Annotated in this window: 27 protein-coding genes; 5 read left to right on the forward strand and 22 right to left on the reverse strand. The window is 50.8% G+C overall.

What is annotated here, in order from left to right; genetic code table 11:
- Nucleotides 1–17: 17 nt before the first annotated feature.
- The 17 genes from F4Y39_15870 to F4Y39_15950 form a co-directional block, all read right to left on the reverse strand.
- Nucleotides 18–1,556, reverse strand: coding sequence for an AI-2E family transporter (locus tag F4Y39_15870; protein ID MYC15200.1), 1,539 nt, complete (start codon nt 1,554–1,556; stop codon nt 18–20).
- Nucleotides 1,553–2,083 carry a cyclic nucleotide-binding domain-containing protein gene (locus F4Y39_15875; protein ID MYC15201.1) on the reverse strand — a complete coding sequence of 177 codons (531 nt, stop codon included), beginning with the start codon at nt 2,081–2,083 and terminating at the stop codon, nt 1,553–1,555. Before F4Y39_15875 ends, F4Y39_15870 begins: the two co-directional genes overlap by 4 nt.
- 8 nt (nt 2,084–2,091) lie before the next feature.
- A complete protein-coding gene (gene recO, locus F4Y39_15880) occupies nt 2,092–2,877 on the reverse strand; it encodes a DNA repair protein RecO (protein MYC15202.1) in 786 nt (261 codons plus the stop codon).
- A complete protein-coding gene (locus F4Y39_15885) occupies nt 2,874–3,242 on the reverse strand; it encodes a septum formation initiator family protein (protein MYC15203.1) in 369 nt (122 codons plus the stop codon). The genes recO and F4Y39_15885 overlap by 4 nt, the downstream gene beginning before the upstream one ends.
- Nucleotides 3,243–3,274: 32 nt before the next feature.
- A complete protein-coding gene (gene proB / locus F4Y39_15890; GenBank protein MYC15204.1) occupies nt 3,275–4,432 on the reverse strand; it encodes a glutamate 5-kinase in 1,158 nt (385 codons plus the stop codon).
- Nucleotides 4,429–5,226, reverse strand: coding sequence for an imidazole glycerol phosphate synthase subunit HisF (gene hisF / locus F4Y39_15895; GenBank protein ID MYC15205.1), 798 nt, complete (start codon nt 5,224–5,226; stop codon nt 4,429–4,431). The genes proB and hisF overlap by 4 nt, the downstream gene beginning before the upstream one ends.
- Before the next feature lies 1 nt (nt 5,227).
- Nucleotides 5,228–5,830 carry an imidazole glycerol phosphate synthase subunit HisH gene (gene hisH, locus F4Y39_15900; GenBank protein MYC15206.1) on the reverse strand — a complete coding sequence of 201 codons (603 nt, stop codon included), beginning with the start codon at nt 5,828–5,830 and terminating at the stop codon, nt 5,228–5,230.
- 1 nt (nt 5,831) lies between these two features.
- Nucleotides 5,832–6,638 (reverse strand): pyrroline-5-carboxylate reductase, encoded by an 807-nt coding sequence (gene proC / locus F4Y39_15905; protein ID MYC15207.1) that lies wholly within the window; start codon nt 6,636–6,638, stop codon nt 5,832–5,834.
- Nucleotides 6,639–6,663: 25 nt separating this feature from the next.
- Nucleotides 6,664–7,584 (reverse strand): branched-chain amino acid transaminase, encoded by a 921-nt coding sequence (locus tag F4Y39_15910; protein ID MYC15208.1) that lies wholly within the window; start codon nt 7,582–7,584, stop codon nt 6,664–6,666.
- A gap of 154 nt (nt 7,585–7,738) precedes the next feature.
- Complete coding sequence (gene rsmA / locus F4Y39_15915) at nt 7,739–8,578, reverse strand: ribosomal RNA small subunit methyltransferase A (protein MYC15209.1); 840 nt, start codon at nt 8,576–8,578, stop codon at nt 7,739–7,741.
- Nucleotides 8,524–9,294 carry a TatD family deoxyribonuclease gene (locus tag F4Y39_15920; protein ID MYC15210.1) on the reverse strand — a complete coding sequence of 257 codons (771 nt, stop codon included), beginning with the start codon at nt 9,292–9,294 and terminating at the stop codon, nt 8,524–8,526. Before F4Y39_15920 ends, rsmA begins: the two co-directional genes overlap by 55 nt.
- 35 nt (nt 9,295–9,329) lie before the next feature.
- Nucleotides 9,330–9,566: a hypothetical protein gene (locus F4Y39_15925; GenBank protein ID MYC15211.1), complete on the reverse strand. Its 237-nt coding sequence runs from the start codon at nt 9,564–9,566 to the stop codon at nt 9,330–9,332.
- Between the two features lie 127 nt (nt 9,567–9,693).
- Nucleotides 9,694–9,885, reverse strand: a complete 192-nt coding sequence (locus F4Y39_15930) for an addiction module toxin, HicA family (GenBank protein ID MYC15212.1) — start codon at nt 9,883–9,885, stop codon at nt 9,694–9,696.
- On the reverse strand, nt 9,882–10,094 hold the full coding sequence (locus F4Y39_15935; GenBank protein MYC15213.1) for a type II toxin-antitoxin system HicB family antitoxin: 213 nt from the start codon (nt 10,092–10,094) through the stop codon (nt 9,882–9,884). The genes F4Y39_15930 and F4Y39_15935 overlap by 4 nt, the downstream gene beginning before the upstream one ends.
- Before the next feature lie 47 nt (nt 10,095–10,141).
- Nucleotides 10,142–10,714, reverse strand: coding sequence for a GNAT family N-acetyltransferase (locus tag F4Y39_15940; protein MYC15214.1), 573 nt, complete (start codon nt 10,712–10,714; stop codon nt 10,142–10,144).
- Nucleotides 10,680–12,566: a methionine--tRNA ligase gene (gene metG / locus F4Y39_15945; GenBank protein ID MYC15215.1), complete on the reverse strand. Its 1,887-nt coding sequence runs from the start codon at nt 12,564–12,566 to the stop codon at nt 10,680–10,682. The genes F4Y39_15940 and metG overlap by 35 nt, the downstream gene beginning before the upstream one ends.
- 14 nt (nt 12,567–12,580) lie before the next feature.
- Nucleotides 12,581–13,669 carry a hypothetical protein gene (locus F4Y39_15950; protein MYC15216.1) on the reverse strand — a complete coding sequence of 363 codons (1,089 nt, stop codon included), beginning with the start codon at nt 13,667–13,669 and terminating at the stop codon, nt 12,581–12,583.
- 316 nt (nt 13,670–13,985) lie between these two features.
- Between F4Y39_15950 and F4Y39_15955 the strand changes: the two genes are divergently transcribed.
- Entirely contained in the window at nt 13,986–14,405 is a 420-nt protein-coding gene (locus F4Y39_15955) for a co-chaperone GroES (protein MYC15217.1), read from the forward strand.
- Between the two features lie 56 nt (nt 14,406–14,461).
- On the opposite strand, the gene F4Y39_15960 is transcribed toward F4Y39_15955, so the two are convergent.
- The 5 genes from F4Y39_15960 to F4Y39_15980 all read right to left on the reverse strand — a co-directional run bounded on the left by F4Y39_15960 (nt 14,462) and on the right by F4Y39_15980 (nt 18,945).
- Nucleotides 14,462–15,400 (reverse strand): formylglycine-generating enzyme family protein, encoded by a 939-nt coding sequence (locus tag F4Y39_15960; GenBank protein MYC15218.1) that lies wholly within the window; start codon nt 15,398–15,400, stop codon nt 14,462–14,464.
- Between the two features lie 165 nt (nt 15,401–15,565).
- The gene (locus tag F4Y39_15965) at nt 15,566–15,883 is read right to left on the reverse strand and encodes a DNA-binding protein (GenBank protein MYC15219.1); all 318 of its coding nucleotides are present in this window, start codon (nt 15,881–15,883) and stop codon (nt 15,566–15,568) included.
- 152 nt (nt 15,884–16,035) lie between these two features.
- Nucleotides 16,036–17,019 carry an aldo/keto reductase gene (locus F4Y39_15970; GenBank protein ID MYC15220.1) on the reverse strand — a complete coding sequence of 328 codons (984 nt, stop codon included), beginning with the start codon at nt 17,017–17,019 and terminating at the stop codon, nt 16,036–16,038.
- Nucleotides 17,020–17,047: 28 nt separating this feature from the next.
- The gene (locus F4Y39_15975; protein ID MYC15221.1) at nt 17,048–17,809 is read right to left on the reverse strand and encodes an SDR family oxidoreductase; all 762 of its coding nucleotides are present in this window, start codon (nt 17,807–17,809) and stop codon (nt 17,048–17,050) included.
- A gap of 119 nt (nt 17,810–17,928) precedes the next feature.
- Nucleotides 17,929–18,945, reverse strand: a complete 1,017-nt coding sequence (locus F4Y39_15980) for an alcohol dehydrogenase catalytic domain-containing protein (protein MYC15222.1) — start codon at nt 18,943–18,945, stop codon at nt 17,929–17,931.
- Nucleotides 18,946–19,106: 161 nt separating this feature from the next.
- Between F4Y39_15980 and F4Y39_15985 the strand changes: the two genes are divergently transcribed.
- The 4 genes from F4Y39_15985 to F4Y39_16000 all read left to right on the forward strand — a co-directional run bounded on the left by F4Y39_15985 (nt 19,107) and on the right by F4Y39_16000 (nt 25,362).
- Entirely contained in the window at nt 19,107–21,956 is a 2,850-nt protein-coding gene (locus tag F4Y39_15985) for a hypothetical protein (GenBank protein MYC15223.1), read from the forward strand.
- A complete protein-coding gene (locus tag F4Y39_15990; protein ID MYC15224.1) occupies nt 21,953–23,374 on the forward strand; it encodes a bifunctional (p)ppGpp synthetase/guanosine-3',5'-bis(diphosphate) 3'-pyrophosphohydrolase in 1,422 nt (473 codons plus the stop codon). The genes F4Y39_15985 and F4Y39_15990 overlap by 4 nt, the downstream gene beginning before the upstream one ends.
- Before the next feature lie 71 nt (nt 23,375–23,445).
- The gene (locus tag F4Y39_15995; GenBank protein MYC15225.1) at nt 23,446–23,763 is read left to right on the forward strand and encodes a hypothetical protein; all 318 of its coding nucleotides are present in this window, start codon (nt 23,446–23,448) and stop codon (nt 23,761–23,763) included.
- A 126-nt stretch (nt 23,764–23,889) separates the two neighbouring features.
- On the forward strand, nt 23,890–25,362 hold the full coding sequence (locus tag F4Y39_16000; protein MYC15226.1) for a DUF1800 domain-containing protein: 1,473 nt from the start codon (nt 23,890–23,892) through the stop codon (nt 25,360–25,362).
- Nucleotides 25,363–25,366 lie beyond the last annotated feature (4 nt).

Raw genomic sequence — 25,366 nt, forward strand, 5'->3', positions numbered from 1 at the left:
CGGTCACCGCCCCTTTTTTACACCGAATAACTCCGCCACCCCTCATAAATCGTCCGCACAGATACTTTAATCACCGCTGTTGTGGGCACGGCCAATAACATGCCAACTGCGCCAAACAACTCGCTGCCAACGAACACCGCAAAAATGACGAGCAGAGGATGCAAATTAACACTGCGCCCAACCACCATAGGAGCGACAAAAACATTATCTACGAGCTGAACGATCGCAAACACTATAATCACTGGAATAACCACACCAAAACTCAGCGCAGAATATTGCAATACAGCGGCAACAACACCGGCAATAATCCCAATCGCAGGTCCCATATAGGGAATTACATTGGCCAAACCAGCGAGAAGACCAATCACCAAAAAATGTTCCAGACCAATGATATAAAGTCCGGTGCTTGACAGAATCGAAACAATTATTACAGATAACACCATACCGCGCATATAGCTCCCCAATTGCCTGTCAATGCGATGCAACAGATTTAATATCAGTTCAAAATATCGATTTGGCACCTGCTCGATAATCGCACGCTTGATCGTTCTGCCCTCTGCTAAAAAAAAGAATAAAGCAAAAGGCACAATGATGAACAAGGTAAGCCCCGATAGCAATTGCCCGACCAATCCGGGAGTTTCCTTAAGCAAAATTGTCACGACGTTTTGCAGGTACTGATTCGCGGCCTGTATCCAATCGCGGCCCTTGAGCATTGGTAAAATTTCTTCCTCCCAATCGCGGCCCTTGAGCATTGGCAAAATTTCTTCGAGATAGGTCTGAGCTGATTTCAGCCACGGCAGGAATGAAGTTTCATAAACTGACTTGAATGCCATCAAAGAACTGGGCTTGTATTTGCCAAACGCATGTTTTGTCGCCGAGATTAAAATTTTAGATGTGCCAAATTGAACCGAAGCCATTGTATCCGAAACCGATGACACATCCTCCATATTCCCTCTAAGCGTCAACACAATAGAATCTTCCCGGCTGCCAGACGAACCGTACAACCTCAAAGACGCCTGGCGCAGTTCATCCGCTTGTGGAGAAAATACCACGCGCAGTGTGTCTCGCCCACCGACCACTTTTGGGTTGGCCTGTGGGACAGCGGATTCTGCGTCTCCCCCACCGGGTGTCAATTCCAGGGGCAAGCCATCGACCTTAAAATCTTCTAGTTCGCTCTCAAACCGATCAATCTTCACCACATCATCGCCCGTATTTTCCACCACACAGTACCATGTGCCCTGCTCACCAATAATGCTCTTGACCATATCCTCTGTACCGCGCACAATCATAGGCGCGACCACAATAAGCGGAATGACCACAATTGCAAAAACAGCCAGCAAGACGACAACCACGGCGATAAGACGATTTAAGCGGTGCGATTCGAGAAAATCAACCACGGGCATGAGAAAATACGACAGCACAAATGCAATAAAAAAAGGGACCAGCGTACTTCGAATAGTATATAGCAACCAGACCATCACAACGATGAGGCCCAAAAAAATCACAATACGCAAAATCTGAGCAGTGCCCAGGCCGCCAGAAGAGGGTTCATTCATGACTCGTCTTCTCCGTCCTCTTTTTGTTTTGCCGCCAGTTCATCTCGGGCCACCTGCAAACTGTGATTGGTTTGCCGCAATCGCTCCGCGACAATCCGCGAAAGTTGAATGGCAATTTTTACCCCCAGATGCGGTCGCTGTTCCGCCAACTGGTGCAGTGCGTCTCGTGAGAAAAGTGCCAATTTGGTATCTTCTGTCGCCACTGCTGTCGCTGTTCTCGGCACACCTTTCAAAAGTGCTGTTTCACCAAAAAAGGAACCGGATTCAGATTGGGCAAGCAGCACTTTCTTGTCCTCTTCGCCATCCTTCTGAACTACCTCTACATACCCTTTTAACACCACGTAAACGCCGTCTCCCGGTGCACCCTGTTCAAAAACAACATCGCCTGTTGAATATTTGCGAATTTCTATAAGTTGCACCACTGCCTCCATCTCTCGGCGGTTCAGTTCCCGAAACAGTGGAATGGCGCGCAATTTGGGAAATAATGGCTTTTCGCGCTCCAACCAGCGCTGTAGAAGTCGATTCATCACAAATCCTATATCTCTGCGCGATAAGGCACCGCAGGCTCTGCTGCCCTTAAGCGTTCAAAAAAATCCAGCGCCTTTGGACGATAGCGCGATTCGATGTGTTGATCAAAAAACGCGCGCAATATTCGCGTCACCTCTGCGCGGTTTACACCCCGCAAGAGGGAAAGATCAATGCGGTCGGGACGCCCCACTTGTAGATGCGCCATAAAATTTATCGTCTCGAACCGCACGCGCATGCCCGCCCCTGCATGATTGTCACACAGAGTGCCGCCCAGGCCGGGGCTGAACCCCAGACGGTGTCCCTGGAGACGAGCACCACATTGAACACACCCACTCATATGGGGGCGATACCCCACCGCACTCGCAGCGCGAATTTGGAAATACCACACCGGTACATCCAGCGCTATTTCAGCAATGCTCCCCACCCATTGCATCGCTTCAAGTACAATACTAAACAAAAGTGGATTGCGGTCTTCATCCTCTGTAATATAATCCAGAAATTCGCATATCGCGCTTCCGGCTGCCATCCGACCATAGTGTTGTTTTACCGGTTCAAAAGCGTGTGCAATATCGCCTTCGCTCAATATTTGCAACTCTCGATTATCCTGTCGATAAAAAACATAATGCCCCCACGTCATCGGTTCAAGACTCGCGCCAAATTTGCTTTTGGGTCGTCGCGCGCCTTTGGCTACCAGACGCAACTTCCCGTAATCGCGAGAAAACAGCACCACAACCTTGCTGCTTTCACTCATGCGAAAACCGCGCAACACCAACCCATCGGTCTGACAAATCACGGCGACTCCAATGCTGTTGGTGGATTGGGATAGACCATGTAAATCGATTCATTGGGATACACCATGCCATAGCGCTCTCGAGCAATGCGTTCAATTTCACCCAAATTGTTTTCCAGCAATTTCACCTCGCGTTCCAGCATCGCATTCTGCTGGCGAATAGTTTCAATTTCCTGTTTTAATACGGCAATTTGCTGCTTGCGCATTATGAGCTGGAAAATCCCACTATCTCCCACAAAAAACAAATAAAGGGAAAGCACCACGGGTGCAAATATCAAAAATCTATTCAGGCGTCGCCTTGCACTTCCCGGTAACATCGGACTGTTTTCCGGCAACACCGTACTTTGTCCTCGATAAAATGAGCGCATAACACAATCTCCAAAGTCAGTTGTCGGTTTTTCTACCTCCGATTTAACACCACCATATCATCCCGATGGATAACCACTGCGCCATTGTTGATCCCGAGAATTTCTGCAACTTCTGGCGTTTTTTTTCCGCGAATACGCCGCACATCATCGGCGTCAAATCTCGTTAATCCGCGCGCGACCTCGACGCGTTGTTTTGATTCAACACCGATGAGTTCACCAACTTCAAAATCGCCAATAACGCGGATAATACCCGAAGGCAACAAACTTTTGCCGCCATCGCTCAAAGCTACCACTGCGCCATCATCTACGACCACACCCCCTCGCTTTCGGGAATGCGCCAACCACAAATCTCTGCTGTTCAAACTGCGATTATCCGCCACAAATAACGTGCCGCAATCTGCCCCATCCAGAATTTCGAGCAAACCGTTTATACATCCATTTGCAATTACTGCCATCTGCCCACCTTGCATCACGGCCTCGGCTGCCCTGAGTTTTGTGCGCATTCCCCCACGTCCCAGCGCACTCCCCGAAGACCCCACAGTTGCGTAGAGTTCTTCGGGCATCCCATGCACAGACCGAACCAGTTGCGCGTTTGGGTCTTTTGAGGGATCACTTGAAAACAACCCATCGACATCGGTCAACAACACCAGCATGTCCGCATCCACCAGATGCGACACCATTGCGGACAGGCGGTCATTTTCGCCCACAGACAATTGCAATTCTTCCACCGCCACGCTGTCGTTCTCATTGACAACAGGCACAACACCATACCGAAACAATTGGTCCAATGTATTGCGCGCATTCACATATCGCGTGCGATTGTCCAGATCATCCGATGTCAACAGCACCTGCCCCACCAAAATACCGTGTGCTTCAAATGCCCTTTTGTAAGCATCCATCACCAATCCCTGCCCCACCGCAGCCGTAGCTTGCAAATCAGCCAAGCGCCTCGGCCGATTATTCAACTCCAATTGCCCCATGCCAGCACCAACGGCTCCGGATGTCACAATTGCCACCTGTAAACCGCGATCTCTCAAACGCGCCGCATCGGCAGCCAGACGGTCAATCACCGCGAGATTCAGTGTGTTGCCATGTGCCGTCACCACCCGCGTACCCAATTTTACCACTACCCGCTGTATATCGGCGAATAAGGCTTTGCGATCAATTTCGTGTTCTTTTGTCCCACTCATGTCAAATCAATTTCGATTTTGTGGCGCACTGGTACCCCGCGTTCTGCGAGATAGGTTTTGACTTCCCCAATACTGTATTGATTGTAGTGAAAAATCGACGCAGCCAGTGCCGCGCTTGCCTTGCCTTCGGACAACACCGCGTACATATCCTCTGGCCCACCAGCGCCACCAGACGCTACAATCGGTACATCCACACGCTCGGCAACCCTGCGGTTCAATTCAATATCGTATCCATCTTTTGTACCGTCTGCATCAATACTGTTCAAAACCAGTTCACCCGCGCCGAGATCTACCAGTTCCTCAGCCCATTCGAGGGCATCTCGCCCAGTATATGTGCGCCCGCCATTGATAACCACTTCCCAACGCCCATCCTCTATTTGATCGAGATTCGGTTGTCGAATTGCGTCAATTGACCCCACAATTGCCTGCGACCCAAAACTCTCAGCCCCCTGCGTAATAATTTCAGGCGTGTGTATGGCAGCCGAATTGATCGACGCTTTTTCTGCGCCCCCTTCGATAATAGTGCGAATATCATAATACGTGCGAACGCCCCCGCCAACCGTAAAGGGAATAAACACCTCTTCGGACACGCGCCGCACGAGTTTGCCGACAATATCGCGCTTCTCCGCCGATGCCGTAATATCGTAAAACACCAGTTCATCGGCACCTTCTGCATCATAGCGTTTCGCGAGTTCAATGGGGTCGCCAGCGTCTTTATCGGCTGAAAACTTGACTCCGCGCACATTGCGACCGTTTTTCACATCCAAACACGGAATAATTCGCCTGGCCAGCATTCTACACCTTCTCCGCAAAATTCTTCAAAATTTTCAAACCCGCATCCTGACTTTTCTCGGGGTGAAACTGCACGCCAAAAGCCCGATCATTTCCGGCAATTGACGCATAATCAATCCCGTAATCCGTCACCCCGACCACATCTTCATCGCGCTCAGACGCCACAAAAAAAGAATGGACAAAATAAAAATAAGACCTGTCGGGCACGCCATCTAAAAGCGCTGTCTCGCGCTGAATTTGCACCTCATTCCACCCAATCTGCGGAACGCGCTGCCCTTCGGGAAAACGCTTCACTTTTCCCGGCAAAATATCCAATCCCTTATGCCGCCCCATTTCTTCACTCTCGGCAAACATCAATTGCAATCCCAAACAAATGCCCAAAAAGGGTCGGCCTTCTGAAATAGCCCTTATAATGGGTGCGATCAATCCCGCTGTTCTCAAATTGTTCATCGCATCGCCAAATGCACCCACGCCGGGAAGCACAACGCGCTCGGCCGCGTCGATATCCTCGGGTCTATCGACAATAACAGCCTTTGCCTCAACGTGTTCAAACGCCTTTTGAACACTTCGCAAATTCCCCATCCCGTAATCGATAACCGCAATCATCTCATTCTCCCAACACACTTGATCGTTCTGTCGCAGCCAAAACAGCATCCATCAAAGCAGCGCGCAAACCGCCCTGTTCCAGCGCGTGCAAACCCGCAATCGTCGTTCCGCCCGCCGACGTCACCTGATCTTTCAAAATTGCCGGATGATCGCCGCTCTCGGCAACCATACGCGCAGCTCCCAGCACAGTCTGTGTCGCCAGTGTCAACGCCATATCTTTTGACAAACCAGACCGCACCCCGCCATCTGCCAGCGCGTCAATTACCGCGTACACATAGGCAGGTCCACTGCCCGCGAGTCCAGTCACCGCATCCATCTGTGATTCTGAAACAACGACCGCTGCACCAACCGCATTGAACAGAGACAGCGCCAGACTCAGATGATCCTCACCCACATGTGCGCCAGCACATATTCCCGAACCCGCCGCACCGACCTGCGCCAGCACATTGGGCATCGCGCGAATAACGGGCAGAGAACCCAATTCCGCTTCCAATGCCGCAATACGCACACCCGCCATGAAGGAAATAATCACCTGATCACCGTGCAACAAATCCCGAAAGCCCACAACGGTTTGCTTCCAAAACTGAGGCTTCACACCCAACACCACAATATCCTGATGGCCCACCACTTCGCGCGCATCTCCTGCAACCTGGACACCCAACTCGCGCCTTCTCTGATCCAACACCTCAGCAATCAGATCCACCGCCGTGATATCTTCAGGCGCGATCTCTCCCGACCGAATCCAACCGGCCATCAGCGCGCCTCCCATATTGCCTGCACCAATAACAGCGATTTTTTTATTTTTCATAGCAATCAGCTTTTTTTTTACCTCATCAAACATACGTCAACCAGCCGCGCTTATCTTCCGCACGACCTTCCACAACAGCAAAAAAGGCGTCCTGCAACTTCTTTGTGATCTCACCTCGAGAACCACAGCCGATATTGATATGATCAATAGCCGTAATCGGCGTGATCTCTGCCGCGCTACCCGTAAAAAATACCTCATCGGCAATATACAGGGACTCTCTTGGAATCGGTCGCGCCGTTACCGTATGTCCCAAATCTCGGGCAAGTGTAATAACCGAATGTCGCGTAATACCGGGCAAAATAGACGACCCGGTAGAGGGCGTGTAAATCTGCCCATTCTTCGCCATAAAAATATTCTCGCCGCTACCTTCGCTCACATAACCCTGTGTATCCAGGGCAATGCCCTCGGCATATCCATCGGCCATCGCCTCCATCTTGATCAATTGTGCGTTCATATAATTTGCCGCCACCTTGGCCAGCGAAGGCATGGTATTGGGTGCCAGGCGATTCCACGAAGCAAACCGAACCGACACGCCTTTTTCCAGAGCTTCTGGACCCAGGTACTTACCCCATTCCCACACCGCGATCACCACCTCAACCGGACAGGGCATTGGATTGACAGCCAATTCGCCAAAACCCCGAAAAACCACGGGCCTGACATAACACGCTTGCAAGTTATTAATGCGAATCGTCTCCAAAATGGCCGCTTCCAGTTCATCTTGCGTATAGGGAATTTCCATGCGATAAATTTTGGCAGAATCGTAAAGCCTTTTCACATGATCTCGAAGCCTGAAACAGGCCGGTCCTCTTTCGGTATGATAACACCGTATCCCCTCAAAAACACTCGAACCGTAATGCACCACATGGGACAGCACGTGAATTTTGGCATCGTCCCAACCCACAAAATTCCCATTAAACCAGATCTTATCTGACTTTGGAATGGGCATAACAAATCCCTTTCTGTTAAACGAATCAACGAATCAACGAATCAACGAATCGAAACTCGCACTGACTTTGGGTGGCGGGATTCGTCTATTCGTCTATTCGCGCTTTGTATGCTGTGGAATATTTCTATTTTTGTCCTATGCTGCCCTGTTCAAATTAGTCACGACGACCTCGCACAGCCAATGCGCGGCAAATCCGTTCAAATCCATCTATCGATATGGTTTCGGGACGCGCGCGACCATCGATATTCGCCTCTATCAAAATCTCATCATCTACCACACCAGATAGCGCGTTGCGCACCATTTTCCTCCGCTGCTGAAATGCGGCGCGCACCACGCCAAACAAACGCCTTTCATCTGCAATATCATAAGCAGAATTTGCTTCAAAATCCAGCATCAACACAGAAGAATGCACTTTGGGTCGCGGATAAAAATGCGCGGGAGGCAGATCAAACAACCGTTTTGCGACACACCGCACCTGTGTAACAACCGACAACACGCCATATATTTTGCTGCCCGGCGGCGCGATCATGCGTTGTCCCACCTCGCGCTGCACTGTAATCACAGCGCGTTTCCAAACCCTTCGAGCATCTGTAATTTGCCTGATAAGCGCGCCCGTAATATGATAGGGCAAATTGCCCACCAGAATCGCTTTTTCTCGTTTTTCATTTTCGACAAGCGCGGGCAAATTGACCTGCCGCACATCGTCTGATACAATTTTTAACCGCGAACCAAACCGATCCGAAAGCAGATCACACAACGCCCCATCAATCTCAATAGCGACCACCTGACCTGCCCGCTCAACCAAAAGGTCCGTCAACGCACCTCGTCCAGGACCAATTTCTACGACCAGATCTTCTTTCTCAACCTGTGCGGCCTCTACGATTCGCTCGATAGATGCGCCATCTGTGAGAAAATGTTGGCCCAGCCGCGTCTTCGTTTTCACGTTGATCCCAATCCAAACAAAGCCTGAGCATTTTGCGTCGTCTGCCGACAAACATCTTCAGTATCCCCGCATCCTGCATCGGCCAGATACTCGGCGACATAGCGCACATAAGCTGGCTCATTGCGCTTGCCGCGTTTTGGCGCCGGTGCCAGAAACGGACAATCCGTCTCCAAAAGCAACCGCTCAGCGGGCACATCCAATGCAACCTTCAACGCACCCGAATTTTTAAAAGTGACAATACCGCCAAAACCCAGATAAAAATTGAGATCCACCGCGCGCTTGGCTCCTTCGATATCCCCGCCAAAACAATGCATCACACCGCCCACATCGGATCCACCCTCATCCTCCAACACATCTAACACCCGCGTTTCAGCACCCCGACTGTGAATAATCAGCGGCAGGCCCATCTCTCTCGCCAGACGAATATGTGCCCGAAACGCCCGTTCCTGAACCTCGCGCGGCGCGTAATCGCGATAAAAATCCAGCCCTGTCTCGCCAACCGCAACAATTCTCGGATGCTTCAAAAGCGCGGGCAATTTTTTCAAAGCCGCCTCATCTGCCTTCGCAGAATCCGACGGATGAAACCCCGCCGAAGCAAACACATCGTCCCGTACCTCAGCAAGCGCAATAGCCGCACGACTCGTATCCAAATTTGTACCCACATTCACAATCTGCCCCACCCCCGCGGCTCGCGCCCGGGCAAGCAAATCGTCCAGATCCTTTCTAAACTGTGGAAACATCAAATGCGCGTGTGAATCGACAAGCATGTAGAAATCCTAAAAAACGAAACCGTCGGCTATATTTAGGTTAATGCAGCGTAATCATACACAGGTGTTTCAATAGTGCGAACGGGTTGACATCGTTCCCAAACCGCCTGTTGCAAACATTCGACAGTCTCTGGAGAAAAGAACCTTTCTCCCGTCTCAACATTAACCCGAGCGGGAACATCTTCAATAATAACAAACCGCCCATTGACTTCAATGCTATATGTAACGCTCATCTCAACCAATGTTTCACGCACCCCTTTATGATCAGACATTGTGTTTTCTCCGTGGAGCATGAGGCAAGAATCATCTGCCCCGATTACTCTTTGGTAATCAGTACAATTTTATATTGCGTCTGTTTCCAGTTTCACAGTAGCTAAAACTAAGTACAAGCGTAGCTTATTAGGATCCTTGGTTTGGTATTCCCAGATCCTTACAGATTTTTTTGGCAAGCCGATCATCAATTTCTGTATGCCTGGGCACTGCACTTCTGGTATTTAGCACAACATTACCCCACCAAGAATGTTTACGACCTTCACGGATTAAATTACAACCGTGTCTTCTGAGATGTCTGAGCAATTCTCTTCGTTTCATATTTGGATTGCAACTTCTTGGTATCCGCTTTCAGCTATATTTATTGATTCCTTGCGATTAAATTCCAGGGCTTCCCGAAGTGTAATTCTCAGAGAATCGAGCAATTCTTCTCTGGTTCGCTCTTGACAGTTTACACCGGGAATTTCTTCAATCCACCCAATCCACCAATCTTCTCGTTGCTGGATAAGCGCAGTATAGGTTTGATTCATCTTCCAATCCTCCTAAGTTTTTACATCGTAGCAGTAGGGAAATCGCGTTAGCTGGACTCTTCAGCCTGCGCCGCCATCCACGCTTGCCGGGTCAGTTGAAACCGCCGTGCGGGTTCATTCTCGAACTTGGAACTATTATAGATAAACCCTTCCGTCTCCTGAAACCCATTCTTTTCCAGAACACGAGCGGAGGCCGGATTGCGCTTCAGGCAAGCCGAATGAACGATATCCATGCCGAGTTCACAGAACGCGTAGTTTAGCGCGAGAGCAACAGCCCTGGTCGTGATTCCCCTGCCCCAGTGCGACGATGCGATTCCGTAATCACATCGGGCGCTGCGTTTTTCGTAATTAAACGCCCCGAGTTCTACCACTCCAACCATATCGCCATCTGCAACAATAGCAAAAAAGAACGCCTCTCTATTTTCGTGTGCTCTAATACCTGTCCTGACGAAAGTTTCTCCACCATTCTCCGGATATGGTCGGGGTATGGTAGTAGTACGCGCAACGCGCTCATCAGAGGCATAGCGCTGTACTGCTGCTGCATCGCTGAACCGCAATGGGCGAATTGTAATCTCTATTTGCTTTTCAATTAACCTCTGCCCCATCACTAATCTCACCATCTGGCGTTATAAGCGCAAGGCCGTGATCATCGGCAGCAGCCAGCAGCATACCCTGGGATTCGACACCGCGAATAGTCGCTGGCTCCAGATTGGCAACCACCACAATCTGCTGCCCAACGAGTGCCTCCGGCTCGTAAAACTCGGCAATCCCGGCGACGATCTGGCGCTGCTCATCGCCCAAACTGATCTGCAACTGCAACAGGCGATCCGCCCCCTTCACGCGCTCGGCCGCGTCAATTTTTGCCACGCGCAATTTGAGCTTCTGAAAATCTGAAAAAGAAATCAACTCTTCTTCTGGTCTTTCCTCTGCCACATTGACCTCCTCAATACGCGGGAACACTGGATCGCCAGGTGCAACCTTCAAATTGGCGTCCAGACCTCCCCATGTTTTTAAATCATCCAAATGAACATCCTCTGGCGAACCCTTTGCACCGAGTTGTCGCCAAATCTCACAGGCCTTTGAGGGAATCACTGGAAACAGCAATACAGATAGTTGCCGCATAGTCTCCAGCAACGCGTAAATCGTCACCTCAAGCTCGGCCCTCTTGCTCACATCCTTCACCAAATTCCAGGGTGCCTGCACCTCGACAAACCGATTGGCCTCCCGCACCAATCGCCAAACCGCATCCAGCACCGCATTGGGATTCATCTCATCAATAGCTTTGCCCACCGCATTGAGCGTCTCCTCCGTCAGCGCTTTCAAAGCGTCGAGCGCCACGTGGTCGCCATCCACAGCGGGCACAACCCCATCCAAATATCGCGTAGCCATCACCACCGAGCGATTCAGCAAATTGCCCAACTCATTGGCCAACTCGGTATTATAACGCTGAACAAAAGCCTCTTCGCTAAAATCGCTATCTTGCCCCAGCGTCATATCGCGCACCAGAAAATACCGAAACGCATCCACCCCGTATTTATCCGCCAGATCCAGAGGCCGAATCGCATTGCCCAGCGACTTCCCCATCTTTGTCTCATCCACGAGCCAAAAACCATGCCCCATAATCGTTTTGGGCAATGGCACACCTATCGCCTTGAGCATCGTGGGCCAATACACGCAATGCGTGGTCAAAATATCCTTGCCAATCAAATGACAAGACGCCTGCCACCAGTGCTCAAAACGCGCATCATCGGCGATATAACCCGGTGCCGTGATATAATTGATCAGCGCATCGAACCAAACATAACAAACATAATCGTCATCAAAAGGAAGCGGAATCCCCCATTCCAAACGCGACCTGGGACGAGAAATACACAGATCGCCCAACGGTTGGCGCAAAAATCCGAGGATCTCGTTGCGCCGTTTTTCCGGCCGAATAAAATTGGGATGTGTTTGAATATACTCAATGAGCCAGTCCTGATATTTACTCATTCTAAAAAAGTAATTCTTCTCCGAAATTTTCACCGTAGGCCGACCGCAATCCGGACAATTACCATCAACCAGATCCTTTTCCGTCCAGAACCGCTCGTCCGGGATACAATACCAGCCCTCGTAATTATCGGAATAAATCTCGCCCGCATCGTAAATGCGTTGCAAAATCTCGGAGACAACGCGCTTGTGCCGCGCTTCGGTTGTGCGAATAAAATCATCGTTAGAAATATTTAAGACCTCCCACAACGCCTGAAATCGCACCACCATCTCATCTGCCTGTGCCTGCGGCGACAAATCGCGTTTTTTCGCCGCCTCATCCACTTTCTGCCCGTGCTCATCCGTACCCGTCAAAAACAACACATCATCGCCAGCCAGACGATGAAAACGCGACAGCACATCAGCCATAATCGTCGTGTACGCATGCCCGATATGGGGTTCATCGTTGACGTAATAAATCGGTGTTGTAATATAAAATGTGCCCATTTTTCTACACCCACTCAAAAGGACCTGATCTGTCGCCAGAGCGAAATCAAGCCCAGATTCATATTTACATTGCGGTGATTCATCTCCCGCAGAGACTCAATCTTTTTTACTGTTGCGGCGAGTTGGTCCAGATCAAAAACCTCTGCCAAACGCCCGACATTGTCCTCCTGCGCGGCATTGGCTATATGATCATCCCGACCACATTGCAGCAACAGCGCGTCCCTGAGCCAGATTTCTGCACCTGCCAAAATATCCAACGCCTCTTGTCGGTCGAGTTTTGCCAGGGCCTCAAACGTGCGCTCCTCCTGCTCCCACAACAACGCTTCCAAAAACTTGAAAGATCGATCTTGCCTATCTGCGATATGGCCATCGGTCATATCCAATGCCCTGCGCAAGTCGCCGCCACACGTGCGTGCAATAAAATCTGCCGTTGTCTCATCAACGCCCCTCGCCGTCAACCCAACACTGATATCCTGAGCCGAAAGCGCGGGAAATTTCACAAACTGACACCGCGACACAATGGTGGGCAACAACGCATCGCCATGGGACGCAATCAAAATCATCAGCGACCGAACAGGCGGTTCCTCCAGAGTTTTCAACATAGCGTTGGCCGCCTCTGCGCGCATTTGATCCGCGTGTAAAATAAGAGTCGTGCGCCAGCCCCCCGCAAAAGCACTGTGCGTAAACTGCCGCTGCATCTCCCGAACGCGATCAATAGCAATCGCTGCATTGTCATCGGGCAATGAATAGTGATAAGGCGATTGCCATACCTGAAACAGTGCAGCTTGCCTATCTTCCTCTTTCACGCGAGAGGAAAAAGGAAAGAGCAACGCACTATCCGGATGATTGAGATTTGTCACCTTGTGGCAGGCAGCGCAACGTCCACAGGCCACAGCAGCATCTCCCTGACAATGCAATGCCTGCACAAAATCCAATGCCGCAGCCACTGCACCCGTGCCAGAAGTGCCCAAAAACAACAACGCGTGCGGGACTCGATCTCTTTCAATCAATTCGGTCAAAAATCGAACCGCTCGCTCCTGTCCGATCACCCGTTCCAAGTATCGCCTCTCAATATGAAAAGCCGCTGGAACGGAACATTCCAACGGCTTTTTTTATGCAAACGACTAAAATGATCCGCTATCCATGCTCCTGCTCACAATGGGAATGTACAACACGAGTAGCCCGTACAACGACGGGCATCGGCATTTGCATTGTTGGCACAAAAAACAACATGGAACGGCTCCATAATCAAAAGTATATTACAACGCGGTGAAAATAATATACCTTATCCATCCATTTGTCAAGATTTTATTATTCAAATAGTTTTACCCCTAAACTGTTGACACTTGCGATACAATTTTTTAAGTTTCACAAATAATTGTTCAGATGTGTGACGGACTCATTGAGCGAGAAAATGCAATGCAAATAGGAAACAAAGAACTCGTCGTTATTGGCGACCGCGTTTTGGTCAAGCGAGAAGATTTGGAAGAGCGAACCAAAGTGGGGCTTTATTTGCCTCAAACCGTAGTCGAAAAAGAGGAAGTACAGAGCGGTCGCATTATGGCCACAGGCCCTGGTCTGCCGCTGCCAGAAACGCCTGAAGACGATGAACCCTGGCGCAATTCTCCAAAAGAACCGCGGTATTTGCCCCTGCAAGTTGAGGAAGGCGATTTTGCCTTATTTTTGCAAAAAGCCGCGATGGAGATCTCTTTTGAAGGGGAGAAATATCTCATTGTGCCCCAGGCGTCCATTCTGGTAGTAATTCGAGAGTCGGATACCATAGTAGGCGAAGACGAGGTATTGGATGAACTGGAGGGTTTGGACGACCTCGACCTGTAATGGTTTTGTGAAAGTTCACAAAAAAAGCCGCTGATTTGGCGGCTTTTTATTTTAACTCACTGTTTCGCCTGTGCCTCAGTATCCGATCTGGCACATCGAAAACCCAGAGAAGGATAGGTTTTATCGGGCTTTTCACCTCGCCGTCGGGCCATATGAATATGGGGAGCACTCCAGCCCCCGCCCCTTATGACGCGCTTTTTTCCCGCCTCTGGGCCCGTGGGATTGTGGAGCGGAGAGACGCGGTAATATCCTTCGTCAAACCAATCCCAGCACCATTCCCACACATTGCCCGACATATCGAGTAAGCCTTCACTGGTAGCACCTTCGGGGAAGGCCCCCACAGGCAATGGGCGCCGGTTCCGAGTCTCTCGGGTATTTGCTCGCGTGACGTCAAAACGGTCGCCCCAGGGATAAAGACGGCTTTGTGCCCCTCGTGCTGCGCGTTCCCACTCTGCTTCGGTGGGCAGTCGTTTGCCCTTCCATGAACAATAGGCATTGGCGTCATCCCACGAAACACCCACAACGGGTTGGTTGGGATCGTTGTATTTGGCCTCGCCCCAATACCGGGGAGCCGCATGCCCTGTGCTCGTCACAAATTCGCGGTACTGAGTATTGGTTACTTCGCGTGTGTCAACCCAGTACGCATCGAGATAAACCTTGTGTACAGGGGCATTTTTATCTCGAGTATCTCCCATGAGAAAATCGCCTGCGGGAATTTGCACTTCCATTTTACCTGTACTATCGGAAGACACAGCCGTGCGGGATCTTGGCTGTTCAAAAGGAGAACGTCCATCAATCGTCTTGATACTCAACTTGGAAATTTCAATCCGACTGGAAGAAAGCTGAAGCGTAATAGAAGTCGCGGTCTCCCGAACCAGTTCGCCTCGCACAACGCGACCCGATTTGAGAACGACTTCAACGGCCTCAGTTGTATCGACCAGGCCAGATAACACCCCAAATACGATCAAAAATACTCCCATAATATACCGCCGCATTTTGCCTCCTTGGCGATTGGATTATCGCTTTCTGGTTGCGACTTTGAAAGTAATCATTTCGCGATATTTTGTCCAGTCCCGCAAAACATACCCACAATAAGAAAAAAATAAAAGCCCAACCTTAAAAGGCTGGGCTTTGCGACGGTTCCCTAAATGCGACAATTACTAAACCATGTCTTTCAGTTTTTTGAGAGCTGAAATTCTTACACCCTGCGAAGCGGGCTTAGCTGCAATGGTTATTTTTTCGCCAGTGAAGGGATTGACGCCCTCTCGTTCTGCGCGGGCCGGTTTTTCGACCCTTTTGATTTTGAGCAGACCAGGCAACACAAATTCACCGACAGAACCTGCTGTGATATGGCTTTCAATGGCACCGTCCAACCCATCGAGAACGCTACCTACATCTTTTTTGCTCAGACCGGTACTTTCTGCGATCGCGCTTACAATCTGGGCTTTGCTCCATCGTTTTGTTACAGCTTGCGACATAATTCTCTCCCTTTGTGAAAATGGTTATAATCTCAAACCTAATGCCTCCACGAAGGCAGATAGGTCGAAGGCTATGTCTTAATTATAGTCCAGCATGCTTTAATTTGTCAAGTATAGATTGCCCATTCCCTATTTTTTATATCTTTTTTAGCCTACTCCACCCAAATATCCGGGCGCGTATCCACCCCGTAATTCTCAAATATCGCATCAATAGCACACTTATCGTCTTCGGATAACGCCACCTCCAATGCCCCCATATTCGACACCACCTCCTCGGGTTTACGCACGCCAACCAGTGCGGTGCTGATCACGGGGTTGGACAACACCCACGCCAGCGCGAGGTGATATATAGCTGTACCGCGATCCGCTGCCATCTGTTTTAACGCTTCCACCACCTTCAGATTGCGCGGGAAATTCTCCTCGGTAAACAAAGGCATATTAAACAACCCACCCTTAGACCGCCAATCTTCTGTCTCAAATGTCGTATTCTCATCAAATGCTCCGGCGAGCAGCCCATGCGCCAGAGAGCCATATCCCATCATCCCAATACCGTGCGTTTCGCAATAGGGAAAAACATCCCTCTCCATGCGCCGATCAAACATGTGATAGCCGTATTGTCCCACATCTACCCGCCGCGTCTTCATGCACGTATCGATCTCTTCCGCCTTGAAATTCGATACACCTCCAAAACGCACCTTACCCTGCTGAATCAAATCTTCCAGCACCTGCATAGGCTCTTCAAAAGGCGTGTGCCGATCGGGCCAATGAATCAAATAAACATCGATATAATCCGTATTCAAAAACTGCAAACTATTCTCTACCGACGCCATAATCCGCTCCCTGCGACTGTCGCGCCCCTTTTCCCGTCCCGAATCCGTATATCCAATACCAACCTTTGTCACCACAATCACATCCTTGCGTCGATTCCCCAGCCCGCGCGCGAGCAGGGCCTCTGATTTTCCCTTTCCATAGCCCTCGGCCGTATCAAAGCAATTAATCCCCAGATCCAGTGCCTTGTGAATACCCGCAATCACTTCGCCTTCATCAAAATAACCATAATTCCCACCGAGTTCCCAGCACCCAAATCCAATCGCCGAAACATCCAAACCGGTCTTCCCAAACGGCCTGTATTCCATATCAAATCTCCAAAAAAATGTTGTTTAATCACCGCCCCATCCATCCACCATCCACCGTCAAAATCGCACCATTGACATAATTGGCCGCATCCGAACACAAAAACACACACGCGCCTTTCAAATCATCCGGCTGTCCCCATCTTCCCTGGGGAATCCGCGTCAAAATTTGCTCGGAACGGACAGAATCATTGCGCAGGGCTTCGGTATTATCCGTTGCAATATACCCCGGCGCAATAGCATTGACATTCACCCCCTTGCTCGCCCACTCATTTGACAGTGCCATCGTCAAAGTCGCAATACCCCCTTTGGCAGCGGCGTAACCCGGAACTGTAATACCCCCCTGAAAACTCAGCAACGACGCTGTAAAAACAATTTTGCCACCTCCGCGCGCGACCATCTCTTTGCCAAACTCGCGTGCGAGAACAAATTGGGCATTCAAATTTACCTCAATGACCTCGTCCCAGTATTCATCGGGATGATCCACCGCGGGTTCCCGCAAAATCGTACCCGCGTTATTCACCAATATATCGACCTGAGCGACATCTGCTTTCACCTGTGCTATAAAAGCCCGCAAAGCATCTCGATCGGAAAAATCACACGCATAAGGGAGAAAACTACGGCCCAATGCCGCGACATCCCTTTCTACTTCACTACCCGACGCCAGCGATGCACTCACCCCCACAATATCGGCACCTGCCTCTGCCAGCCCCTGGGCAAAAGCGCGGCCAATACCGCGCCGACACCCCGTCACCAGTGCAGTCTTACCGCTCAAATCAAACTTATCCAAAATTCCCATAATAACCCCTGTTACGAATCTGCGAATCAACGAATCAACGAACCCCGCCCATCCCCCCAAAACCAGTATGTATTGCCATTCGTCTATTCGTCTATTCGTCTATTCGCGCTTTATCACGCCTGACAATCTAAAAGCACCTTCATCACTTCGCCACCCGCCACCATCTGTTCAAACCCTTTTGCCGCATCATCCAGTGGCAGCGTATCCGTAATCAGTGCTTTTACATCAACCGCGCCAGATGCCGCCAATCGAATTGCCCGCTCAAAATCTATGGGTTCGTACACGCGACACCCCACCAGATGCAATTCCCGCCAAAAAAATCGCTGCAAATCCACAGGCGGCGGTTCAGCGTGTACTCCAACCAGCACAATGGTTCCGCGAACCCGGGCCAACTCGGTCATAATCTTTGCGCCGGGCGCACTGCCGCTAACTTCAAACACGAGATCTGCCCCCGCGCCCCCGGTCCAATCTTCTGTATATGCGAGAAGATCTATTTCCAATGGATTCACAACCTCAAAGCCCAATGCCCTCGCCTTTGCCAAACGAAAGGGATTCACTTCGGAAATCACCACCTCGGCCCCATCCAATCGCGCCGCCATTGCAATTAGTATCCCAATCGGACCGCCGCCAATCACAACCGCGCGATCACCCAATTCCACTTTTGCACGCCGAACATCGTGGACAGCGACCGCAAGCGGTTCAATAAGTGCGCCAGCATCGTCGTCCAGTGCATCGGGTACGCGGTGCAGGCGATCGAGAGGTGCATTCCAAAAAGCCTGAAATGCCCCCGCAGAGTCAATACCCAAAAAATCCAGATTCTGACAAATATGTCGATGACCCCGTCGGCAAGCCGCACACGCGCCACATGCCACTGTGGGTTCAACCACCACGCGATCCCCTACTTTGAACTCGGCATCTTTCGGAACACCTACAATTTCGCCGCACATTTCGTGTCCCATCACCAGAGGAATTTGCACCCGCTGATCCATGTGCCCCTGATAAACATGCAAATCCGTGCCGCACAAACCCGCCCGTGCCACCTTGATGAGCACCTCATCATCACCCGGTTTGGGTTCCGCAATATCGCGCAATTCAACCCGCTCGGGTCCCAGATAAACAGACGCCTTCATCTCACCTCCGCAATAACCCTTGAAATTCAGGGCTTTGTAATGTATAATTCATAAATCGCCACCTGCAAGAGCCGATCGGAAAATCAAAACCGGTCGGCATTTATGATACTGCACAGAACCCAAAGAGTCAACTTAAAGCATCCAGGATTTTTTCATTCTACATGTCTATCCTCCACACCTACATAACCCTCGACCTCGAAACCACGGGTCTGAACCCGAAAGAAGCCGAAATAATCGAAATCGGTGCTTTCAAAGTCAAAGATGGCGAAATAGTCGATCGCTTTCAAACTTATGTGCGCCCCCAAATGGGTGTACCCGAAGAAACAACGCGCCTGACGGGCATAGCATTCAAAGACGTGAGAAACGCACCCCGCATCAACGCGGCAATCGAAAACTTTATGACCTTTGCCGGCGACCAGCCCCTCATCGTACACCAGGGTCGATTTGAAACCCGCTTTTTATCTGACGCCTCTGGCCTGCCCTTTGGCAACAACATACACAGCGTGCGCGACCTCGCGCGGATTGCCCTGCCCAATTTATCCGACCATCGGGCGAATACGCTCGCGGACTATTTTGAAGTCAAATCCCGCTCAGCACACAAAGCACTTTGCGACGCCGAGCAACTCGCAGGCATATACCCGGGTGTCGTCGGGGTCTTGCGCGAAACCTCATTGGAAAACAAACGAAACATCCTGCGGCTATTGCAAGGCACAAATAGCCCCTTGCTCAACATCTTTGTCGATCTGGGCAACGAAGCGATCAAAAACGAATTTATGAACCGCATTCGCGGTGGCGGGGCAGATGGCCTCCCACTATCCAACGTGGGCGGCGAAGAACCCCGAACTGAAACAGAGGACCACGCGCCTCTCGACACCGACATGCTCTGCACCCTGTTTGAATCCGGCGGCACATTTGACCAACAAACCGAAGGATATGAAGTTCGCACCGAACAAATTGAGATGGTACGCGCCATTGCCGATGCCTTCAACAACAACCATCTCCTCGTCGCCGAAGCGGGCACAGGCGTGGGCAAATCCATGGCCTATCTCACCCCGGCCATTCACCACGCCGCACAAAATGGCCGCCGCGTCATTGTTTCCACCAATACCAAAAATCTTCAGGAACAATTATTCTTCAAAGACCTGCCCCACCTCGAACGCACCCTGAATGTACCCTTCAGCTATGTCCTGCTCAAAGGTCGCAGCAACTATATATGCCGCAATCGGTGGCATGCCGCACTCGCCAATACCGAAACCTTCTTTACCGAAGACGAGCGCGAAGGCGCTTTATCCCTCGTTATATGGGCAGAACAAACGCAAACCGGTGACATTTCGGAAAACAACGGCTTTGATATGCGTCGCTATGCCAGTCTGTGGTCAAAAGTGTGTTCCGACTCGGGGTATTGCCGCTCGCAAAAGTGCCGCACCAACGGGCAGTGCTTTGCCAATGCCGTGCGCCGCTCTGCCCAAAAAGCACATATCGTAGTTATCAATCACTCCCTGCTCTTTTCCGACATCGTCTCGGAAAATGCCGTGCTGGGCGAATACGAAGACCTCATCCTGGACGAAGCCCACAACATCGAAAAAATTGCCGCACAATATTTGGGGTGCGAACTCAATATATGGCAAATCAAAAATTTTTCCGATCAACTGCGCAGTCCGGGTTTTCAGAGCACCGGCACCCTGCCCGCATTGCGCCACTGGATCGGTGTAGCCGATCTCAAAGACAATATCTTCGCCACCTTTGACAAAGGCATTGGGCGGGCCGTAAACGCCGCCGAAGACATCTATCTCAAAGCGCAGACCTTTTTTCAAGACCTCACGGAATTTTTGTACGGAAAACAGAGCAGCCGCAAATTTTACTACACGCCAAAAGTGCGCTATCGCCCGGGTGAAAATACATTTGAGGCGGTTGGTGAAAGTCTTGGGGACTTCGCAAAAGCGGGTGCAGAACTCAATAACAGCTTAAAAAATCTGTGTGATTGGCTCAAAGACTTGCCCGACGACACCTTTCCCAATCAAGACGAACTCGTCAACGAACTCGACGGACGCGCACAGGAATGCAGCGACCTCCTCGCAGCCCTCAACCACTTGACCCATCCCGAAGATGAACAATGCGTTTACTGGGTTGAATTGCCAACCCGAGAAAACAGCAGTGACACGCGCCTGTTCTCCGCGCCCCTGCACGTCGCCGAAGTATTGCGCGACGCGCTCTACGACAAAATGCGCACCATCGTCTTCACATCGGCCACTCTGGGCATTCGCGGCAAACTCATCTACTTTCTTCAACGCATGGGGCTCGACACCATGCCCGATGAGCGCGTACAAACGCGTTGTCTGGGGTCGCCCTTTGACTACAATTTACAAGCCCTCGTCTGCGTACCGCAATTTATGCCATCACCCAAATCCCCTCATTTTCAACAGGCTGTTGACGATTTGCTGCGCCATCTGGCACGCAAAATCGGACGGGGCACGCTGGCATTATTTACGTCCTACAGCATGCTCAACCAGTCTTATGATGCACTCAAAAACGATCTATCGTCCGATGGTATCTTACTCCTGGGACAGGGAATAGACGGTGCGCGCGGCAGCATTACCGACCGCTTTAAGACCCACCGCCGCGCAATGCTGCTTGGAACCGACAGTTTCTGGGAAGGGGTAGATATCCCCGGCGAAGCCCTCGAAATCCTGGGCATTATTCGCCTGCCTTTTGCCGTCCCATCTGAACCCCTCGTTGCGGCGCACATGGAAGAACTCGAAAAACAGGGCAAAAATCCATTTTTACACTATTCGGTCCCCGAAGCCATTCTCAAATTTCGCCAGGGTTTTGGCCGCCTGATACGCAACAAATCCGACAAAGGTATTGTCATCGTCTTTGACAGTCGGGTTTTATCCACCTTTTATGGGCGAGCTTTTCTCGAAGCATTGCCAGTTCAACATCGGGCGTTTCGAGCACCAGACCATTTATTACAAGCCATCAAAAGCTGGTTCGACAAAGCGAGCGCGTCGTGAATACCAAACACCTGATTTCCATACGCGAGCCTCTGCGGAAATTGCTGGTACAAATTCCCCAGCGCAATCATCCGCTCGTCGGGCATGCCTACCACTTTGCCAATGCCAGCCACGAAGGCCAGGACCGCGATGCCGGGCAACCGTATATCACCCATCCCATTGGCGTGGCACTCATCCTGGCTTCTGAATTGGGCTTTGCGAGCGACGCGGAAATGATGGCAGCGGCACTATTGCACGACGCCGTTGAAGACTCTGCCCTGACCCTTAACGACATTGAACCCACCTTTGGCAAAAACATTGCCACCCTCGTCAGCGGCGTTACAAAAGTAGAAGGATCAAAAGCCGGTCGCACGGCGCGGCGCATTGCCACCTTGCAACATCTGTTCACCCATGCCAGAAGAGACCCGCGCGTACTCATTCTCAAATTAGCTGACCGCATGTACAACATGCGTAGCCTCGACGGTATTTCAGAAATCGACAGGCGACAACGCATTGCGCGAGAAACCATTGATATATATGCGCCCCTATCGCACCTATTGGGCATGGCCCGCATTCGTCGCGAACTCGAAGACCGCAGTCTTTGCTGCCTTGAACCGCGAATCGCGAATCAGATACAGACTACATTTAGAACAGAACAGACCGGGCACCTCGCAAAATTCCAGGACATAATTCGCAACTTGCTCAACGCCAACGGCGTGCGGACAAGTGTGCGCGTACAACAGAAAAGTTTGGGTAGCATCTACCGCAAAATGCAACATCGTCCCCTCAATCAAATTCAGGATCGCTACGCAGTCGAAGTCATTGTCTCGCGTCGTCGTCTGTGTTATTTGGCTTTGGGCATTTTGCACGAGCACTTCCTGCCCGTTATGGAGCGTTTCAAAGACTTTATAGCCCTGCCCAAACGCAATGGTTATCAAGCCCTGCATACCTGTGTCCACCACAGGGATCAACGCTACGAACTCCACATTCAAACCCCTGCAATGCATCGTCTGGGCGAATTTGGAATAGCCGCATTGCGCGGAGACGCGCAGCATGAAGAACGGCGCACGCGCTGGTTGCACGATTTTGTCGATTGGTACGACCGCGCCGATGCCTCCCATCACCTGATGACGGAACTCAAACGCATTCTCTTTACCCGAGAAATTGTCGCCCTCACACCCAGAGGTGATCCCTTTATATTGCCCGAAGATGCAACCGTCGTCGATTTTGCCTTTGCCGTGCATACCGACCTCGGCTTACAATGCAAAGGAGGCCGTATCAACGGCGCGCGGGCTTATCCGTTCTCCAAACTCGCCTGGGGCGACACCGTTGAAATTGACACCGATCCAAACCAACATCCCAAAAAGAGCTGGATCAGTCGCGTAAAAACCTACCGCGCCCGCCGTCACATCCAGCACTATCTCAATAGTCAAACATAAGCCAGCAGTCGGCTTTAATTGGACTATGATAGATGAACCTCACACTTCATACTTCACACTTCATACTTCTCATGCCTCGCTTTCTCTTATTTTTTGCCATTATCCTGATTTTTGCGTGTTCGGGAACCAATCCCGTTCTCGAAAGTCAAAAGACAAAGGTCTCACAAGCCCAAAAGACGCTGCGTGAAGAACGCATCCGCCTGCAAACCCTGCGCGACAGCCTGAAAAGCGAAATTCATCGCAATATCGCCCTGGGCATTCCAGAAGAACAGGCAGAAAAAATAGAACACGCCCGTATCAAAATTCAGGAAACCATTGTCGTGGTATCGGAAAAAAATCTGGCAGCGCAACGCGCTCTACTCGACTCGCTCACAAAATATTCTCCCTGAAGCTTTAGTATTTACAAATTGTTTACAAATATTAACTTGCCCTAATAGCGCAAATTTATCATATTGACCATATATATCTGCGCTTAATCAGCATCCCGAAAATTTCCATCAAGAGGAGGAGCATCCGTGTCCAATCGCGAACATTTTCCCGTTGCGCCCAAACTTGCGTATGCATCCACGGGACTCGAACCGTATATCCCCTCGGCAGAACAGCCCTGGGATGAGCACCGGGCGGCACACCTCTTGCGGCGCACCCTAATTGGCCCAACGCCAAAAGAAATTGCAGAAGCCGTGCAAAGCACGCCAGAAGCCATTGTAGATCGCCTTCTGGAAATGCCTTTTTTGCCACCAAATCCACCCGCTCAGTGGGTTTATCAGGATCCATTTCAAAAACCCAACCAAGATCAGCGCAAAATCGAGCGCGCGCGCGTTGACGAGACCCGCGTCTGGTGGATGGAACTCATCGTCAACCAGGAGTTCTCAATTCAAGAGCGCATGGTGCTCTTCTGGCACGATCACTTTGCCACCCAGGCCAAAGATGTCAGACGCCCGCAGTGGATGTATCTCCAGAATTTCCTGTTCCGCAAACACGCCGTCGGCAACTTCAAAACAATCGTCGAGGGCGTCACGCGCGATCCGGCCATGATCTACTACCTCGACAGCAACTCCAACAGAGTGGGTAGGCCGAATGAAAATTACGCCCGAGAACTCATGGAATTGTTCACCATGGGCGAGGGCAGCACCTACACTGAACAAGACATCGGAGAAGCGGCTCGCGCGCTCACAGGTTGGATAGTCGTGGGCAGGCAACCCACTTTTAGAGAGAACCGATTCGACAAAGGCCAGAAGACATTCCTGGGGCAAACCGGTAACTTCAATGAGCAAGACATTATCGACATCATCTTCCAGCAAGAAATCACAGCTGAATTTATATGCGGCAAACTCTATCGCGAATTTGTCTATGAACATCCAGACAAAAACGTCGTGTCGGAACTCGCGCAAATCATGCGCGACAACAACTACGAAATCAAACCGGTTTTGAAGACATTGCTCTTAAGCCAGCACTTCTTCGATCCAGCCATCATCGGCTCCAAAATCAAAAGCCCCGTCGAACTCGTCGCCGGCACAGCGCGCAGTCTCGGTTTCAAAGCTGGCAAAGGCAGGAGCATCAGTTCCGAGTACCTCGTTTACCTCGCTCAGGTACTCGGTCAAAAACTGCTCGATCCCCCCAATGTGGCCGGATGGCCGGGATATCGGTTATGGATCAGCACGTCAACACTGCCCGAACGCCACAAAATGACCGACGAAATGGTCGATGCCAAACCGCGCAATCCCAACCGTTACACCATCATCAACCCGGATACTGTGGGATTCGTCAAGGCATTTCCCGAACCCTACGACGCGGAAAAACTCGTTCGCGACATGGGAGAATGTCTGACTGCCTTTCCAGTTGACGAATATCGCCACGGAATGTTTTTGGAAACGCTGCTCGAAGGCGCTGATGTCTATGACTGGAATCCCGACGCGATTGCAGCCCCCCGACGCATCAAGAATATTCTCAAACTCATCTTTGAATTGCCCGACTATCAACTGAATTAGACTT

This window comes from Gemmatimonadota bacterium, from assembly GCA_009838845.1.
In the GTDB taxonomy this organism is placed as follows: domain Bacteria; phylum Latescibacterota; class UBA2968; order UBA2968; family UBA2968; genus VXRD01.

What these genes read in the sequence shown, in the direction of transcription:
- metG (MYC15215.1), bottom strand. Translation starts at nt 12,566, where the DNA reads ATGGGCACATTTTATATTACAACACCGATTTATTACGTCAACGATGAA.
- F4Y39_15935 (MYC15213.1), bottom strand. Translation starts at nt 10,094, where the DNA reads ATGAATCAAACCTATACTGCGCTTATCCAGCAACGAGAAGATTGGTGG.
- F4Y39_15980 (MYC15222.1), bottom strand. Translation starts at nt 18,945, where the DNA reads ATGAAGGCGTCTGTTTATCTGGGACCCGAGCGGGTTGAATTGCGCGAT.
- F4Y39_15995 (MYC15225.1), top strand. Translation starts at nt 23,446, where the DNA reads ATGCCTCGCTTTCTCTTATTTTTTGCCATTATCCTGATTTTTGCGTGT.
- F4Y39_15965 (MYC15219.1), bottom strand. Translation starts at nt 15,883, where the DNA reads ATGTCGCAAGCTGTAACAAAACGATGGAGCAAAGCCCAGATTGTAAGC.
- proC (MYC15207.1), bottom strand. Translation starts at nt 6,638, where the DNA reads ATGAAAAATAAAAAAATCGCTGTTATTGGTGCAGGCAATATGGGAGGC.
- F4Y39_15970 (MYC15220.1), bottom strand. Translation starts at nt 17,019, where the DNA reads ATGGAATACAGGCCGTTTGGGAAGACCGGTTTGGATGTTTCGGCGATT.
- hisH (MYC15206.1), bottom strand. Translation starts at nt 5,830, where the DNA reads ATGATTGCGGTTATCGATTACGGGATGGGGAATTTGCGAAGTGTTCAA.
- F4Y39_15930 (MYC15212.1), bottom strand. Translation starts at nt 9,885, where the DNA reads ATGAAACGAAGAGAATTGCTCAGACATCTCAGAAGACACGGTTGTAAT.
- F4Y39_15875 (MYC15201.1), bottom strand. Translation starts at nt 2,083, where the DNA reads ATGAATCGACTTCTACAGCGCTGGTTGGAGCGCGAAAAGCCATTATTT.
- F4Y39_15920 (MYC15210.1), bottom strand. Translation starts at nt 9,294, where the DNA reads ATGCTTGTCGATTCACACGCGCATTTGATGTTTCCACAGTTTAGAAAG.
- F4Y39_15940 (MYC15214.1), bottom strand. Translation starts at nt 10,714, where the DNA reads ATGGTGAGATTAGTGATGGGGCAGAGGTTAATTGAAAAGCAAATAGAG.
- F4Y39_15910 (MYC15208.1), bottom strand. Translation starts at nt 7,584, where the DNA reads ATGCCCATTCCAAAGTCAGATAAGATCTGGTTTAATGGGAATTTTGTG.
- F4Y39_15960 (MYC15218.1), bottom strand. Translation starts at nt 15,400, where the DNA reads ATGCGGCGGTATATTATGGGAGTATTTTTGATCGTATTTGGGGTGTTA.
- proB (MYC15204.1), bottom strand. Translation starts at nt 4,432, where the DNA reads ATGAGTGGGACAAAAGAACACGAAATTGATCGCAAAGCCTTATTCGCC.
- F4Y39_15955 (MYC15217.1), top strand. Translation starts at nt 13,986, where the DNA reads ATGCAAATAGGAAACAAAGAACTCGTCGTTATTGGCGACCGCGTTTTG.
- F4Y39_15870 (MYC15200.1), bottom strand. Translation starts at nt 1,556, where the DNA reads ATGAATGAACCCTCTTCTGGCGGCCTGGGCACTGCTCAGATTTTGCGT.
- F4Y39_15885 (MYC15203.1), bottom strand. Translation starts at nt 3,242, where the DNA reads ATGCGCTCATTTTATCGAGGACAAAGTACGGTGTTGCCGGAAAACAGT.
- F4Y39_15985 (MYC15223.1), top strand. Translation starts at nt 19,107, where the DNA reads ATGTCTATCCTCCACACCTACATAACCCTCGACCTCGAAACCACGGGT.
- hisF (MYC15205.1), bottom strand. Translation starts at nt 5,226, where the DNA reads ATGCTGGCCAGGCGAATTATTCCGTGTTTGGATGTGAAAAACGGTCGC.
- F4Y39_15925 (MYC15211.1), bottom strand. Translation starts at nt 9,566, where the DNA reads ATGTCTGATCATAAAGGGGTGCGTGAAACATTGGTTGAGATGAGCGTT.